A 16,174-nucleotide genomic window follows, 5' to 3' on the forward strand; every position below is an offset into this window, starting at 1 on the left:
CGACGAAACCCCTTAGAGATCAATTTCCTGGCGTTTTACCTGTTGCCAGACTTCTTCCATAGTTTCCAGATCAACACCAGTCATTTCCAGACCGCGTTCAGCAACAATCCGTTCAACTTCACGAAAACGTCGCTCAAATTTTTCGTTCGCTTTCTGTAATGCGGTCTCGGCTTTTGTGCCTAAATGGCGGGCCATATTGACCGTGGCAAACAGCAGGTCGCCCATTTCCTCCTCCAGTTTAGCCTGGTCGACGACGGCCTGCTTCGCTTCGAACATGACTTCGTCGATCTCTTCATAAACCTTGTCGACCACCGGTCCTAACGTCTTCCAGTCAAAACCAACATTTGAGCAGCGTTTCTGGATTTTTTGAGCGCGCATCAGCGCCGGTAAACTACGGGGAATATCGTCCAATGCGGAATGTTGGGCTTTCTGCGCACGTTCTTCGCTTTTAATTTGCTCCCAACGGGTTAACACCTCAGTGCTGTTGCTGGCGGAAACATCGGCAAAAACATGCGGATGACGGCGTTCAAGTTTATCGCTGATGGCCGCACAAATATCATCAAAATTAAAGCGCCCTTCTTCCTGTGCCATCTGCGCGTAAAACACCACCTGGAACAGTAAATCCCCCAACTCTCCGCGCAGATCGTCGAAGTCTTCACGCGCAATGGCATCGAGCACTTCATAGGTTTCTTCGAGGGTATAGGGGGCGATGGTGGCGAAAGTCTGCTCTTTATCCCACGGACAGCCGTTTTCCGGGTCGCGCAGGCGCTGCATAATACCGAGCAGTCGGTCGATTTGATTCATTACAAGATCCTGAAAACGTAGGCCCGATAAGCAAAGCGCCATCGGGCATGGTGATATTGCCGGATGGCGGCACGCCTTATCCGGCCTACAAATGATTAATTACCGTGCAGACGACGTGCGTCGATCACATCCGGCACCTGATTGAGCTTGCCAAGTACGCGCCCGAGCACCTGCAGGTTATAGATTTCGATGGTCATGTCGATGGTGGCAAGCTGCTGTTTGGTATCGCTACGACTGGCAACCCCCAGCACGTTCACCTTCTCATTGGCGAGGATGGTGGTGATATCGCGCAATAAACCGCTACGATCGTTCGCCTGGACGCGGACCACCAGCGAATACCCCGCCGAGTAGCTTTCGCCCCAAACCGCATCGACGATACGCTCCGGCGCATGAGAACGCAGTTCTACCAGCTGTTCGCAATCCGCCCGATGCACGGATATACCGCGCCCCTGGGTGATGAACCCCACAATCTCATCGCCAGGAATCGGCTGGCAGCAGCGTGCGATGTGGTGCATCAGGTTACCTACCCCTTCAACCACCACGCGACCATCATCTTTACGGCGGTTTTGTGGCGCATGCGTTTTCTGCTGCAACTGCTTCAGCGCGGCGGCATCCTGCTCGGCGGCGCTCGGCTTGTTAAACTGCGATTGCAGGAAGTTCACCATCTGGTTAAGACGGATATCCCCACCGCCAATCGCCGCCAGCAGCTCTTCCAGCTCGTTAAAGTTGTAGCGCGGCAGCAGATGCTTTTCGGCTTCTTTCAGACTAATGCCTAAGTGCGCCAGTTCATCATCAAGGATTTGTCTGCCCGCGAGGATATTCTTGTCGCGATCCTGCTTGCGGAACCAGGCATGGATCTTGGAGCGCCCACGGCTGGTGGTCACGTACCCGAGGTTAGGGTTCAGCCAATCGCGACTTGGGTTTGGCTGCTTCTGGGTGATGATTTCAATTTGATCGCCCATCTGCAACTGGTAGGTAAACGGCACAATGCGCCCACCAATTTTGGCACCAATACAGCGATGACCGACATCACTATGGATATGGTAAGCAAAATCAAGCGGCGTCGAGCCCGCCGGTAAGTCCACCACATCGCCTTTTGGCGTAAAGACGTAAACTCTGTCATCAAAGACCTGGCTACGCACTTCATCGAGCATCTCACCGGAGTCTGCCATCTCTTCCTGCCAGGCGATCAGCTTACGCAGCCAGGCAATTCGGTCTTCATGACCCGAACGCGCTGCACCTGAAGCGGTACCTTCTTTGTACTTCCAGTGCGCCGCGACACCCAGTTCGGCATCCTCGTGCATCTGTTTAGTGCGGATCTGGATTTCGATGGTTTTACCACCCGGCCCCAACACAACCGTATGGATTGATTGATAACCGTTGGGTTTGGGATTCGCGACGTAATCATCGAACTCGTCCGGCAGATGCCGATAGTGAGTATGTACTATCCCCAGTGCGGCATAGCAATCCTGTAACCGCTCGGCGACGATGCGCACGGCGCGCACATCGAACAGTTCATCAAAAGCCAGCTGCTTTTTCTGCATTTTGCGCCAGATGCTGTAGATGTGTTTCGGACGACCGTACACCTCGGCCTTCACGCCTTCGATTTTCATCTCTGAACGCAGGTGACCGACGAACTCATCAATGTAGTGTTCTCTGTCGATACGGCGTTCGTGCAACAGCTTGGCGATTCGCTTGTATTCGTCCGGATGCAGGTAGCGGAAGCAGTAATCTTCCAGCTCCCATTTTAACTGCCCGATACCTAATCGATTGGCCAGCGGCGCATAAATATTGGTGCACTCTTTTGCCGCCAGTACACGTTCGTCTTCTGGTGCGTCCTTGACTTCGCGCAGGTGCGCAATACGCTCCGCCAATTTAATGACCACACAGCGGAAGTCGTCGACCATGGCCAGCAGCATGCGACGGACATTATCAACCTGTTCGGAAGAGACCGAATCGGTATGCGTGGCTTTCAGCTGACGTATCGCCGCCATATCACGCACGCCATGGATAAGATTGACGATTGACTTCCCCGCGTTCTCGCTCAGGATGTCTTCGCTGACCACGTTGGCATCCGCCAGAGGGAAAAGCATAGCGGCTCGCAGCGTGTCCATATCCATACTCAGCATAGAGAGAATTTCTACCATCTCCACGCCGCGCCACAACAGCAACTCCGCATCCGGATGCCCCTGTGTCTGCTGCAGGCAATACGCCCAGGTTTCGGCTAAGCGTTCACACGACTGCTGGCTGGTGATCCCCAGACTGGCGATCCATTTTTTGGGATCAAACTCACCAGCTTTATTAATATGTGCACTTCTTACCGCAACCATCGTCCTCTCCTTAAGGGGCCTGGCCTGTCGAAGTCGACAAGCCGTACCCATTGGGTTTCAGGCTACTGCGCGCCGAAATCCAGTGGGTATAAGATTCATTACCTATGCTCAAACAGGACCATTGACTCCAGGTGTCCGGTGTGCGGGAACATATCGAGCATCGCCAGTCGCTGAATGGTGTATCCCGCGTTGAGTAACGCTTCGCTGTCACGAGCCAGCGTAGCAGGATTACAGGATACATAAACAACGCGACCCGGTTTTAATTTTATAATATGTTGCATCACGCCTGCAGCACCTGCACGCGCGGGATCGAGTAAAACTTTGTCAAATCCGTTCTTTGCCCACGGCTGCCGGGTGACATCCTCCTCAAGATTCTCATGAAAGAATGTCACATTGTGTAATCCGTTATTCAGGGCGTTCTCGCGGGCTTTATCCACCAGCGCAGGCACGCCTTCAACGCCCACCACGCTTGCCGCACGGGTTGCTAGCGGCAGCGTGAAGTTACCCATGCCGCAAAACAGATCGAGCACCCGATCTTCAGGTTGTACATCCAGCCATTCCAGCGCTCGGGCAACCATCTGTTGATTTACCCCAGCATTCACCTGGATAAAATCGCGCGGGCTGAAGGTTAAACGTAGCCCATTTGAGTCATACCAGGGTGATTCTCCTGAAACGCGTTCCAGTATCTCGCTTTGCGGGGCCAGAAACAAAGACAGTCCCTGAGAATGCGAAAAGCATTCCAGTTTTTCTTTATCAGCAGTATTTAGCGGCGACGTATGGCGCAAAATCATCACCGTACCGTTGCCAGCCTGCACTAATTCAACATGGCCAAGATGGCGTAACCCTTGCAGACTTTCCAGGCATGCCCTGATATCGGGCAGCAGCGCCTCAAGTTGGGGCACCAAAACGGGGCACTGCTTCACGTCGATAATGTCACTGGAGCCAGATTTACGAAACCCCATCTGCAACTGCTTTTCTTTCACCCGATAGTTCAGGCTTAAACGCGCACGACGGCGATAGCCCCATGGCGTGTCGGCAATAACCTCTGACACTTCACATTTCATTAAGCGTGACAGCGCCGCGCTTTTGCTACGTTGCTGTAAAGAAATGCTGGCATGCTGCTGCTGGCAGCCACCACATACGCCAAAGTGTGGGCAACGTGGCACTTCACGGTCTGGGCTGTCGTTTAAACGACGTTTGACTTGCGCGCGGGCGAACTGTTTTTTATCTTCGGTGATTGCCACCTCAGCGCTTTCCTGGGGCAGTAATTCCGGTATAAACAGGGTCTTCCCGTTATGGCGAGCGACGCCCTGACCAAAAGGATCGAGGTCATTGACGGTAACGGTTATGATCTGACGCGTCGTCACGCGTCGTTTTGCAGAGTAGAATTGCGCCATCGACGAGAGTTTTCTCTATTTAACAGTGTGACCCTAATTGTCCCATAACGGAACTCCATGACCAACTACAGCCTGCGCGCTCGCATGATGATTCTGATCCTGGCACCGACCGTCCTGATAGGTTTGCTGCTCAGTATCTTTTTTGTTGTGCATCGCTATAACGACTTGCAGCGTCAACTGGAAGATGCTGGTGCCAGCATCATTGAGCCACTCGCAGTCTCCAGCGAATATGGCATGAACCTACAAAATCGGGAGTCTATCGGCCAGCTTATTAGCGTGCTGCACCGTCGCCATTCCGAAATTGTGCGGGCGATTTCGGTCTATGATGAAAATAATCGGCTGTTCGTCACGTCAAATTTCCATCTCGATCCATCAGAAATGCAGCTGCCTGCCGGTGCGCCGTTTCCCCGAAAACTGAGCGTCATCCGCCAGGGGGATATCATGATCCTGCGCACCCCGATTATATCGGAAAGTTATTCTCCGGATGAGTCTGCAGTCAGCGACGCGAAAAACACAAAAAATATGCTGGGGTACGTGGCGCTTGAGTTAGATCTTAAATCGGTGCGGCTACAGCAGTACAAAGAAATCTTTATTTCAACCGTGATGATGCTGTTTTGCATCGGTATTGCATTAATTTTTGGCTGGCGTCTGATGCGCGACGTGACCGGCCCTATCCGCAACATGGTGAATACCGTTGACCGGATACGACGAGGGCAGCTCGACAGTCGAGTAGAAGGCTTCATGCTGGGCGAGTTGGATATGCTGAAAAACGGCATCAACTCGATGGCGATGTCGCTGGCGGCCTACCATGAAGAGATGCAGCACAATATCGATCAGGCCACGTCTGACCTACGCGAAACGCTGGAGCAGATGGAGATCCAGAACGTTGAGCTGGATCTGGCGAAGAAACGCGCCCAGGAAGCGGCGCGTATCAAATCCGAGTTTCTGGCAAACATGTCGCATGAGCTGCGTACGCCGCTCAATGGCGTGATTGGCTTTACCCGCCTGACGCTAAAAACCGAGTTGAACACCACCCAGCGCGATCACCTGAATACCATTGAACGCTCCGCCAACAATTTGCTGGCTATCATCAACGACGTGCTCGACTTCTCCAAACTGGAAGCAGGCAAGTTGATTCTGGAAAGTATCCCGTTCCCGCTACGCAGCACGCTGGACGATGTGGTGACGCTGTTGGCGCACTCCTCCCATGATAAAGGACTAGAGCTAACGCTCAATATTAAGAACGACGTGCCAGACAATGTGATTGGCGATCCACTGCGTTTGCAGCAGGTCATCACCAATCTGGTCGGCAATGCCATCAAATTTACCGAGAGCGGCAATATCGATATTCTGGTGGAGAAACGCGCCCTCAGTAACACCAAAGTGCAGATTGAAGTGCAAATCCGCGATACCGGTATCGGCATTCCGGAACGCGATCAGTCGCGCCTGTTCCAGGCCTTCCGCCAGGCGGATGCCAGTATTTCGCGACGCCACGGCGGCACCGGGCTGGGCCTGGTGATTACGCAAAAACTGGTCAACGAAATGGGCGGGGATATCTCCTTCCACAGTCAGCCCAATCGTGGATCAACCTTCTGGTTCCACATCAGCCTTGACCTCAATCCTAACGTACTCAGTGAACGCTCACCTACCCGCTGTCTGGCCGGGAAACGACTAGCCTACGTAGAACCCAACGCCAATGCGGCACAATGTACGCTGGATATCCTGAGCGAAACGCCGCTGGAGGTGATTTATAGCCCGTCATTCTCCGCGTTGCCGGCAGAACACTACGATATTCTGCTGCTTGGCGTACCGGTGACGCTGCGAGAACCGCTCACAATGCAACATGAACGGCTGGCAAGCGCCCGGGCAATGACCGACTTCTTGTTACTGGCGCTGCCTTGCCATGCGCAGATTAACGCTGAGAAATTAAAACAAGGTGGCGCTGCGGCGTGTCTGTTAAAACCGCTCACGTCAACCCGCCTGCTGCCTGCCCTGACGGAGTATTGTCATCGGAACCAAAGCAACGAGCCGTTGCTGGTCGACGAGAGCAAAATTGCGATGACCGTCATGGCGGTAGATGACAACCCGGCGAATCTCAAACTGATCGGCGCATTACTGGAGGATAAGGTACGCCACGTCGAACTTTGCGACAGCGGGCATCAGGCGGTGGATCGCGCCAAACAGATGCAGTTTGATCTGATTTTGATGGATATTCAGATGCCGGATATGGACGGTATTCGCGCCTGTGAACTAATCCATCAACTCCCTCATCAACAGCAGACGCCGGTGATTGCGGTTACCGCGCACGCCATGGCCGGGCAAAAAGAGAAACTCCTCAGCGCCGGGATGACTGACTATCTGGCAAAACCGATTGAAGAAGAGAAGCTGCACAATCTGCTGCTGCGCTACAAACCTGGTACTGGTACAGCCATCCGGGCTATTGCCACAGAGCCTCTTGAGCCGGTGGTCAACCCGAACACGACGCTCGACTGGCAGCTGGCGTTGCGGCAAGCCGCCGGAAAAAATAATCTGGCGCGCGATATGCTGCAAATGCTGATCGATTTTCTGCCGGAGGTGCGTAATAAAATCGAGGAACAGCTGGTCGGTGAAAACCCGGAAGGGCTGGTCGATTTGATCCACAAACTGCACGGTAGTTGCGGCTACAGCGGCGTTCCACGCATGAAGAACCTGTGCCAGCTCATCGAACAACAACTGCGCAGTGGAACCCAGGAAGAAGATCTAGAGCCTGAGTTTTTAGAGCTGCTTGATGAGATGGACAACGTGGCACGCGAAGCGAAACGGATATTGGGGTGATGTTCGCCGGATGCGGCGTAAACGCCTCATCCGGCCTACAACTCAGCGTAACTGCAGCCCTGCATTGAGGGTTGCAGCCACGTTGCGTGCCGTCATGCGGACATTTTCTTTCGCATTCTTCAGCGCATCTTCCAGCGTACAGATGGTATAAATCACGCTAAAAACAGCATCAATACCGTGGTCATGCACAATGCCCACATCCGGGGTCAGGCTGCCGGCAATACCGATAACCGGTTTGTTATAACGCTTCGCAACGTTCGCTACACCAACGGGGACTTTGCCATGTATGGTCTGGCTGTCGATACGCCCTTCACCGGTCACCACTAAATCGGCATCTGCGACCCAGGCATCAAGATGTAACGCATCGGTCACGATCTCAATACCGCTACGCAACTGCGCGCCGCAAAATGCATACAGTGCCGCGCCCATGCCCCCGGCGGCACCGCCGCCAGCCAGTTCCAGAACGTTAACGTCCAGATCGCGGGAGATCAGCTGAGCATAATGGGTTAACGCTCGATCCAAACGGGCAACCACTTCTGGCGTGGCCCCTTTTTGCGGGCCGAATACCGCCGACGCGCCCTCTTTACCGGTAAGCCGGTTCGTCACGTCGCAGGCTACTTCGATTTGACACGCGGCAAGGCGCGCATCTAACTGCGAGATATCAATCCTGGCAAGCGCTTCCAGCCCCGCACCACCATGGGCAATATCGTTATTCTGCGCATCCAGTAATCTTGCACCCAGTGCCTGTACCATCCCCGCGCCGCCATCGTTGGTTGCGCTACCGCCAATGCCAATGACGATATGCTCTACGCCCGCGTCCAGCGCGTGACGTATCAGCTCTCCAGTTCCCCTGGAGGTGGTTTTTAGCGGGTCACGTGAATCCACGGGTACCAGCGCCAGCCCGCTGGCTGCAGCCATCTCAATAAATGCCGAGCGCGCATCTCCCGATAAACCATAAAATGCCTGAACACTGCTCCCCAGAGGGCCTGTAACATCAACATGAACAAGGCGTCCTGCGGTTGCGGCAACCATCGCTTCAACCGTTCCCTCGCCGCCATCGGCAACCGGGATCTTGACGTAATCCGCATCAGGCCAGATCTCACGAAAACCCTGCTCAATCGCAGTTGCTACCTCAAGCGCACTCAGACTCTCTTTGTAAGAGTCCGGAGCAATGACTATTTTCATAAGCCGTCCTTATGCATGTTGATTCTGTTAATCATACACCTGAAGAAGTGCCGGTTCCTGTCAGAACCGGCATAACGCTTAGCGAACCATGCACGGGCGCTTGTTATCAAACGTCCAGTTCGGGATCAGGTATTGCATTCCCATGGCATCATCACGCGCACCCAAGCCGTGTTGCTGATACAGTTCGTGGGCTTTCATTACCTGATCCATATCGATCTCTACACCCAGACCCGGTTTTGCCGGAACCTGTACCATGCCGCCTTTGATTTCAAACGGCTCCTTGGTCAGGCGCTGATTGCCTTCCTGCCAGATCCAGTGGGTATCGATGGCGGTGACCTTGCCCGGTGCCGCTGCCGCCACATGAGTGAACATCGCCAGCGAGATATCAAAGTGGTTGTTGGAGTGTGAGCCCCAGGTCAGACCGAACTCATGGCACATCTGCGCCACACGCACCGAACCCTGCATGGTCCAGAAATGCGGGTCCGCCAGCGGGATATCAACGGATTGCAGCGACAGCGTATGTCCCATCTGACGCCAGTCAGTAGCAATCATGTTGGTGGCCGTCGGCAGCCCGGTCGCGCGACGGAATTCCGCCATCACTTCACGCCCGGAGAAGCCCTGTTCGGCACCGCACGGATCTTCTGCATAGGCCAGAGAGCCTTTCAGATATTTACCGATGCTAATGGCTTCATTGAGCGACCACGCACCGTTAGGATCCAGCGTCACTCGTGCCTGTGGGAAGCGTTTCGCCAGCGCCACAATCGATTCCGCCTCTTCTTCCCCTGCCAGCACACCGCCTTTCAGTTTAAAGTCGTTGAAACCATATTTCTCATACGCTGCCTCCGCAAGACGCACCACCGCATCCGGGGTCATTGCTTCTTCATGACGCAGGCGATACCAGTCACATTTTTCATCTGGCTGGCTCTGATACGGCAGCGGCGTCGCTTTACGGTTGCCGACGAAGAACAAATAGCCGAGCATTTCGACTTCGCTACGTTGCTGTCCATCACCCAGCAGAGACGCGACGTTGACGCCCAGATGCTGGCCCAGCAGATCAAGCATTGCCGCTTCAATACCGGTAACCACATGAATAGTGGTACGCAGATCGAAGGTCTGCAAACCGCGCCCGCCGGCATCGCGATCGGCAAACTGGTTACGTACCGCGTTCAGCACGTTTTTATATTCGCCGAGCGTTTTACCCACTACCAGCGGAATCGCATCTTCCAGGGTCTGGCGGATTTTCTCGCCACCAGGGATTTCGCCGACACCAGTATGACCAGAGTTATCTTTGATAATCACAATATTACGTGTGAAGAACGGGGCATGTGCGCCGCTCAGGTTCATCAGCATACTGTCGTGGCCCGCAACCGGGATCACCTGCATGGCGGTAACAACGGGGGTCGTAAATTGTGTGCTCATAATAAAGTCCTTATTCAAAATCTAGTGGCGGCCGAAAACGGGGCGTTTACGGTCGAAGGTCCATCCAGGGATCAGGTACTGCATCGGACCCGCATCATTACGCGCGCCGCCGGGCAGTCTCTTGTAGGCTTCATGGGCCTTGTTAACCTGTTCCCAGTCCAGCTCCACGCCCAGCCCTGGGGCGTCCGGAACCGCAATTTTTCCGTGCTTAATCTCCAGCGGATTTTTGGTCAGGCGGCAGTCGCCCTCCTGCCAGATCCAGTGGGTATCAATCGCCGTCGGCTTGCCTGGCGCAGCAGCGCCCACATGGGTAAACATCGCCAGCGAAATATCGAAGTGGTTGTTCGAGTGACAGCCCCAGGTCAGCCCCCAGTCGTCGCACAACTGTGCCACGCGCACCGCACCAGAAAGCGTCCAGAAGTGCGGATCGGCCAGCGGAATATCCACCGAGTTAAGCATCACCGCATGACCCATTTCGCGCCAGTTAGTGGCGATCATGTTGGTCGCTACAGGTAGACCAGTCGCGCGGCGGAATTCTGCCATCACTTCGCGACCCGAGAACCCTTGTTCGGCACCGCACGGATCTTCAGCGTAGGTCAGCACATCGTTCAGCCCTTTGCACAATGAGATAGCTTCATCCAGCAGCCACGCGCCGTTAGGGTCGACCGTAATACGTGCATCCGGGAAACGTTTTTTCAGCGCACGGGCGGTCTCAATTTCCTGCTCACCGGGTAGCACGCCGCCCTTGAGTTTGAAATCTTTAAAACCGTAGCGGTCCTGAGAGGCCTCCGCCAGGCGCACAACCGCCTCGCTGTTCATCGCTTGCTGATGACGCAGGTGATACCAGTCATGGTTGCCCGGCGTCGTCTCCAGATACGGCAAATCTGTCTTCGTGCGATCGCCTACGTAGAACAGATAGCCCAGCACGGTTACCGCATCGCGCTGCTTGCCCGGCCCTAACAGTTCACAGACCGGCACGTTGAGCGCTTTGCCCAGCAGGTCGAGCAGCGCTGCTTCCAGCGCTGCTACCGCATTAACCCGCAGCTCAAAGGTCCAGGCGCCTTTACCGAAGGTGTCAAAGTCAGCGGCCTGGTTGCCTTTATGCACCTGCTGCACCACTTTGTTCAGACGGGCGACTTCCTGGCCTAATACCATCGGGATGGCGTCAAGGAGCGTCTGATAGATCACTTCACCGCCCGGCGCTTCACCGACGCCGGTATTCCCGGCGTTGTCGGTCAGTACCACGATATTGCGGGTAAAATACGCGTTATGCGCACCGCCGATGTTGAGCAGCATGCTGTCATGACCGGCTACCGGAATAACCTTCATATCGGTGATAACGGGACTCGATTGTGTTGTCATCGTCATTGCCCTGCCACAGGTTTCAGTTCGATACGCTTAATATCGCCCACCAGCACCAGATAGCTCAGCACCGCAATCAGCGCATGCACCCCAACGTAAATCAACGCACCGTTAAACGAACCGGTGGTGCCCACGATGTAGCCAATCGCAATCGGCGTGACGATACCGGAAATATTGCCGAACATATTGAACAGACCGCCGCTCAAGCCGCTGATCTCTTTCGGCGCAGTATCTGCCATCACTGCCCAGCCGAGCGCACCAATGCCTTTCCCGAAGAAGGCCAGCGCCATAAAGCCAATAATCATCCATTCAACGTCGACGTAGTTACAGAACACCATCACCATCGACAACAGCATTCCCATCACGATCGGCGTTTTACGCGCAATATTCAGCGATCCGGTACGACGCATCAGCCAGTCGGAAATAATCCCGCCGAGCACGCCGCCCACAAAGCCGCAGATAGCCGGAACCGACGCCACAAAACCGGCCTTCAGAATCGACATGCCGCGCGCCTGCACCAGGTAAACCGGAAACCAGGTGATAAAGAAGTAGGTCAGCGCGTTAATGCAATACTGGCCGATGTAGATCCCCACCATCATGCGCGAACCAATCAACTGCTTAATTTGTCCCCACTTCACGCTGAACGGGACTTTCGTTTTCGCTGCCGCCTGATCCATGTTGATCAGCGCGCCACCAGCGGCGATGTAATCCAGCTCTTTTTGGTTCACGCCCGGGTGCTGGTTAGGTTCGTGAATTACTTTCAGCCAGACGAAGCTGATAACGATCCCGAGGCCGCCCATAAAGAAGAACACGTGCGACCAGCCCACTTCGTGAGTCAGCCAACCCATGATCGGCGCGAAGATAACGGTGGCAAAGTACTGTGCGGAGTTAAAAATCGACACCGCCGTGCCCCTCTCCTGCGCCGGGAACCACGCCGCCACAATGCGACTATTGCCGGGGAAGGAAGGCGCTTCGGCTAAACCGACAAGGAATCGCAACGTAAACAGCGCGATGATAATGCCAAAGCCGCTGAAGATATCGACGAAGCCTTGCAGCAGGGTAAACAGGGACCAAATAAAGATGGACCAGAAGTAGACACGTTTAGAACCAAAGCGGTCGAGCAACCAGCCGCCAGGGATCTGGCCGATAACATAGGCCCATGAGAATGCAGAGAAAACGTAACCCATACCGACAGCATCGAGGCCAATATCTTTGGCCATCTCCGAACCGGCAATGGATAAGGTGGCGCGGTCGCCATAGTTGAAGGATGTGACGATAAACAGCATCACCACTATCCAGTAGCGAGCATTAGTGCGCTTTTCCGCGCCGCTCGCCGCCTGACTTAATGAACTCATTGTTGCACTCCTGAATCGTGGCTTGCGCCAGTTCATTCTGTACAGCACCTGTAGGGCGATCAGAATGAGGGGTTAGTGTGTGGCAGTTTTGGTACAGCTCGGGCCGTTTTATTGTGACTCTCTGCCTTGTTAGTAACTGACGGGAAAAGTATAGGGAGGAGTACCTCTATCCCTCACCGTGCAAAAACACAACATTGCAGGAGGTGAACGAGGTTGTTTTTGGCATAAGCCTAAGGGAATGGAAGATGCTTCACGGAATTGGCGTTTGGCGGGAATTTTGTGGCCGAGTGGCGTGTAAACGACAACGCATCGATGACTCCATATTTGACCTGTTAAACAGTTCAGAAACGCATGGTCATATAGCCTTGGGCGGAACGCTGACCTCTATCGATTAGATTAACCATATGGCTATCGTGATTCAGGAAACAGACCACATGCGCCAGTTGATTATCCTAAAGTAAATCCAAATATTTTTGTTAGTGGGTTACTACCTGCCGTTAGTAATGGCTAGATTCTTAAAAAACAAATGTGGCATTGAAAAAACAAAAACATAGCCCACATCAAGTGGGCTTTTTCAGTAAAAGAACACGTTCAATAATATAAAGCAAACAAGCACAATGATCTCGACAACCCATAATATAGCTTCAACTTTGAAGCCTGTAGTTAACTCTGAGGGTAGAGTTCGAATAAAAAAATATTCATCAAAGCTCATGCCATAATTAAATATTTTATTATATGGAAGCAAAATGCTAGACATAATAAAATCTACTTTTGCCAAGTAAATTCCCGGCGAGCCAATTAAACTAGCACCTCTTGCCATCCTTGCTGTATAAGGAAGATCCCCAAATTTATTTTCATATAATTTAGCTATTTTGCTATAGTTATCTTTATTGATTATATAAGACATAAAAATCAACATCATCATAATAATAACGAGAGATATAAAAAGACTCATGCCAATTATCTCAAAATTAGTGATTAAATAACTTTTCATATAATAGCACTCCTGCTTCTTCATTAAAGGAATCCGGATTACGTATTATAGAATTTGAGCTATCCACTTTATCATTTATAGTAGCTCCCACTTTTTTCCCGTATCGCTCCCCCCATTTTTCGACAACTTTCCCTCCTGCAATACTTGAAACAATGCCAGTCACCAGACATAGACCTGCTCCAATACCTCCAGCCTCTGATGTAATCAATCCTAAAACCCACGTACAAGCGGCCCTTCCCATAATTCCCCCGGCAGCACCGCCAGCAAGACTTACTGCTTGTTTACCACCAAATTTACTATATTCGAGTATAGCCGCTTTTCTACATTCGCTTTCACGCCCTTTTGCGCAAGCTTCGTAAACGTTAGTTGTATAACTCGCAAAATCAAGACCGACTCCTACATAGCCAGTTGCTCTCATTATTTTCACCAGTTTGGCTGACTTTTCTATGTAGCTTGCATACCCCTCAATATCTTTTACTCCTGTTTGATCCCACTTATGCATAATTGATTTGGTTGATAGACCTAATGTCTGCTTTATATCTTCATATTGTTTTAAATTTAACCGTTCTTTTGAAAATCTATTCAAAATACCATCTAATTTCATAAATAGTCGTTCTCGTTGACCAAAAAATTCCTCTCCAGAAATGCGACCGGAATTACTACTATATGTTTTTTTATAAAGCTTCTGTATTTCATTGAGCGTTTTATTTATTTCTTCATAGTACCCACCGCCAGTATCCTTTATGTAACCTAATATATCCCCACTTTGTCCTAAAGCATCGCTATATAATTGCGAAGAAAAAATATCCACGGAAGCTCTGTTTTCATGTAACACACGAGCTTCTGGCAGTGTTAATGGTGCAAGTGCTTTATCAATTCGATCACGCGCTTTTAGTAATGATTCAATCTGTTGCTGATCTTGCTTTTCAGGATCAACTACAAGCAGAATTGAACCCGGCTGTTTTTTCATATCTGGATTGAGCTTGTGGTATAACTCACGAGTACCATCCGGAGGGTTAATGAAAAACAAATTTTCGAAAGATGATGGTGTGGCCTCATAGGGCAGTATACAAAATCCTGCATCTACAGGTTCGCGGGGTGATGTATCCTCCTCAACTGGACAGGATGGCCTTAGTGCTACGGTAAGCGGTTTTGGTATTGGCTCAATATAACCAGGTGCGCCATACTGACCCCTTTGCGTGGGTCCTGGTTTTCTTCCCTGTTCTCTGTCGAGTGTTTCCTGATAAGCTCTTCTTACGCTTTCTTCGAAGATGCTGTCGAATACATCAGGCATAAATGGTTCATAAACTAACTCCCCGTCTTCATCAAAATAAAAAGGATTTCGGTTCCAGGACCAATGCTCATCATAATCAACCGCAATTATCCAGCCCAGTATTAATTTGTGTTGAATCTCATCATAAATGGGATTACATCTACTAATGGGGGGTCTTTCATATGCACTGGAAGAATAACGGTTTACATGCCATTTTATCTGTGGCATGCCAAAAAAAGTTGAGTGATCATTTTTATTGCCATCAAGTTCATAGTATACCCTTGCTAACCTAAGACCTTCTTTAGGTGACAGTATTTGTTCAAAGTCTTCTAATCTGGCATTTCGGCTAAAATCCGGGGTGTTATATAAAGAAAAGAATTTGCATTCCTTAGATTAATAATTCCCTGTTGCTATTCTTTCAACTTTATTCATTCACAAAATCTATATTGCGAACCTATCTTTTTATTAAAGTATGATATGATATCACTTGTTAGTGTTTTTGATCTCATAAACAACAAAAGAACCTGTATTTAATTTTTATAAATCTGGGTAATAAATAAAACCATACAGTTATATAAACAATACAAATAAATTAAAGCGAACTTTCCCAATTGATAATAAATTTGATCTTTTCAGGCCCATCATTTGATAGCAATAATGATAATGTTTGAAATTTTATTCTTATATCAAACATAAAGACCTGTAGGCCTTACCCGGCCTACAGTTAGAAATGAAGTTGTCTGCAGCACAAGCGAAACGCCGACGCATAAGGCGTTATTTAAGCAAGGTTCCCCAATGTTCTACCCAGGGATTGGATTCACTTTCCGGCTCAGGGTGCTCGCTGGCATCAATCAACAACATCTCACCCACGCGCTGCGCGCTTTGTTCCTGCAACAACGCGTCGAACTGTTTTCCGCCGTTGCAGAAGTTAACGTAGCTGCTGTCGCCGAGTGCGATCACGCCATAATGCAGATTTGGCTGAAAACCAAGATTATCTTTGATCCCCTGAAACAGTGGCACAATGCTGTCCGGAAGATCGCCCTGCCCGGTCGTTGAGGTCACCACCAGGACGTATTTGTCTTGATACGCCTGCCAGTCAGCCAGCTCTGGATCCTCGAACACCGTAGCCTTATGGCCCTGTCCGGTAAGGATAGCTTCAGCCTCTTCGGCTACCAACAGCGAGTTTCCGTACATCGTGCCGACAAAAATACCAATTTCCGCCATAACCTTTTTCTCCAGGG

The 16,174-nt window shown here is 51.4% G+C and carries 11 protein-coding genes and 1 pseudogene; 2 read left to right on the plus strand and 10 right to left on the minus strand.

The annotated features are described in order from the left end of the window. Window positions 1-12: 12 nt before the first annotated feature. The 3 genes from mazG to rlmD all read right to left on the minus strand — a co-directional run bounded on the left by mazG (window position 13) and on the right by rlmD (window position 4,531). Window positions 13-804 (minus strand): nucleoside triphosphate pyrophosphohydrolase, encoded by a 792-nt coding sequence (gene mazG / locus FCH32_RS19990; protein WP_117343141.1) that lies wholly within the window; start codon window positions 802-804, stop codon window positions 13-15. Between the two features lie 95 nt (window positions 805-899). Then, on the minus strand, window positions 900-3,134 hold the full coding sequence (relA, locus tag FCH32_RS19995) for a GTP diphosphokinase (protein ID WP_115257597.1): 2,235 nt from the start codon (window positions 3,132-3,134) through the stop codon (window positions 900-902). 98 nt (window positions 3,135-3,232) lie between these two features. Continuing rightward, window positions 3,233-4,531: a 23S rRNA (uracil(1939)-C(5))-methyltransferase RlmD gene (gene rlmD / locus FCH32_RS20000; RefSeq protein WP_174361410.1), complete on the minus strand. Its 1,299-nt coding sequence runs from the start codon at window positions 4,529-4,531 to the stop codon at window positions 3,233-3,235. A gap of 57 nt (window positions 4,532-4,588) precedes the next feature. Between rlmD and barA the strand changes: the two genes are divergently transcribed. Next, a complete protein-coding gene (gene barA, locus FCH32_RS20005; protein WP_135911482.1) occupies window positions 4,589-7,345 on the plus strand; it encodes a two-component sensor histidine kinase BarA in 2,757 nt (918 codons plus the stop codon). Between the two features lie 42 nt (window positions 7,346-7,387). Here the strand turns inward: barA and FCH32_RS20010 are convergent, their stop codons facing one another. The 4 genes from FCH32_RS20010 to gudP form a co-directional block, all read right to left on the minus strand. Beyond that, the gene (locus FCH32_RS20010; RefSeq protein WP_117343138.1) at window positions 7,388-8,530 is read right to left on the minus strand and encodes a glycerate kinase; all 1,143 of its coding nucleotides are present in this window, start codon (window positions 8,528-8,530) and stop codon (window positions 7,388-7,390) included. 78 nt (window positions 8,531-8,608) lie between these two features. After that, the gene (gudD, locus tag FCH32_RS20015) at window positions 8,609-9,949 is read right to left on the minus strand and encodes a glucarate dehydratase (RefSeq protein ID WP_135911480.1); all 1,341 of its coding nucleotides are present in this window, start codon (window positions 9,947-9,949) and stop codon (window positions 8,609-8,611) included. A gap of 21 nt (window positions 9,950-9,970) precedes the next feature. Next, window positions 9,971-11,311, minus strand: coding sequence for an enolase C-terminal domain-like protein (locus FCH32_RS20020; RefSeq protein WP_146717876.1), 1,341 nt, complete (start codon window positions 11,309-11,311; stop codon window positions 9,971-9,973). A 2-nt stretch (window positions 11,312-11,313) separates the two neighbouring features. After that, the gene (gene gudP, locus FCH32_RS20025) at window positions 11,314-12,666 is read right to left on the minus strand and encodes a galactarate/glucarate/glycerate transporter GudP (RefSeq protein ID WP_096755896.1); all 1,353 of its coding nucleotides are present in this window, start codon (window positions 12,664-12,666) and stop codon (window positions 11,314-11,316) included. A gap of 288 nt (window positions 12,667-12,954) precedes the next feature. Here gudP and FCH32_RS23270 point away from each other — a divergent pair. Beyond that, window positions 12,955-13,177: pseudogene (locus FCH32_RS23270) on the plus strand (penicillin binding protein PBP4B); the annotation flags it as partial. Between the two features lie 63 nt (window positions 13,178-13,240). On the opposite strand, the gene FCH32_RS20030 reads toward FCH32_RS23270, so the two are convergent. The 3 genes from FCH32_RS20030 to FCH32_RS20040 all read right to left on the minus strand — a co-directional run bounded on the left by FCH32_RS20030 (window position 13,241) and on the right by FCH32_RS20040 (window position 16,157). Then, window positions 13,241-13,660, minus strand: a complete 420-nt coding sequence (locus FCH32_RS20030; protein ID WP_174361411.1) for a hypothetical protein — start codon at window positions 13,658-13,660, stop codon at window positions 13,241-13,243. After that, a complete protein-coding gene (locus FCH32_RS23275; protein ID WP_476727372.1) occupies window positions 13,638-15,248 on the minus strand; it encodes a DUF8093 domain-containing protein in 1,611 nt (536 codons plus the stop codon). Before FCH32_RS23275 ends, FCH32_RS20030 begins: the two co-directional genes overlap by 23 nt. Before the next feature lie 459 nt (window positions 15,249-15,707). After that, window positions 15,708-16,157, minus strand: a complete 450-nt coding sequence (locus tag FCH32_RS20040) for a flavodoxin (protein WP_137363169.1) — start codon at window positions 16,155-16,157, stop codon at window positions 15,708-15,710. Between the last annotated feature and the right edge of the window lie 17 nt (window positions 16,158-16,174).

It is taken from the genome of Citrobacter gillenii, assembly GCF_013337685.1.
Classification (GTDB): Bacteria; Pseudomonadota; Gammaproteobacteria; order Enterobacterales; family Enterobacteriaceae; genus Citrobacter; species Citrobacter gillenii.

Excerpts from the sequence above, each read along its gene's own strand:
- mazG (WP_117343141.1), bottom strand. The coding sequence starts at position 804 with ATGAATCAAATCGACCGACTGCTCGGTATTATGCAGCGCCTGCGCGAC.
- relA (WP_115257597.1), bottom strand. The coding sequence starts at position 3,134 with ATGGTTGCGGTAAGAAGTGCACATATTAATAAAGCTGGTGAGTTTGAT.
- rlmD (WP_174361410.1), bottom strand. The coding sequence starts at position 4,531 with ATGGCGCAATTCTACTCTGCAAAACGACGCGTGACGACGCGTCAGATC.
- barA (WP_135911482.1), top strand. The coding sequence starts at position 4,589 with ATGACCAACTACAGCCTGCGCGCTCGCATGATGATTCTGATCCTGGCA.
- FCH32_RS20010 (WP_117343138.1), bottom strand. The coding sequence starts at position 8,530 with ATGAAAATAGTCATTGCTCCGGACTCTTACAAAGAGAGTCTGAGTGCG.
- gudD (WP_135911480.1), bottom strand. The coding sequence starts at position 9,949 with ATGAGCACACAATTTACGACCCCCGTTGTTACCGCCATGCAGGTGATC.
- FCH32_RS20020 (WP_146717876.1), bottom strand. The coding sequence starts at position 11,311 with ATGACAACACAATCGAGTCCCGTTATCACCGATATGAAGGTTATTCCG.
- gudP (WP_096755896.1), bottom strand. The coding sequence starts at position 12,666 with ATGAGTTCATTAAGTCAGGCGGCGAGCGGCGCGGAAAAGCGCACTAAT.
- FCH32_RS20030 (WP_174361411.1), bottom strand. The coding sequence starts at position 13,660 with ATGAAAAGTTATTTAATCACTAATTTTGAGATAATTGGCATGAGTCTT.
- FCH32_RS20040 (WP_137363169.1), bottom strand. The coding sequence starts at position 16,157 with ATGGCGGAAATTGGTATTTTTGTCGGCACGATGTACGGAAACTCGCTG.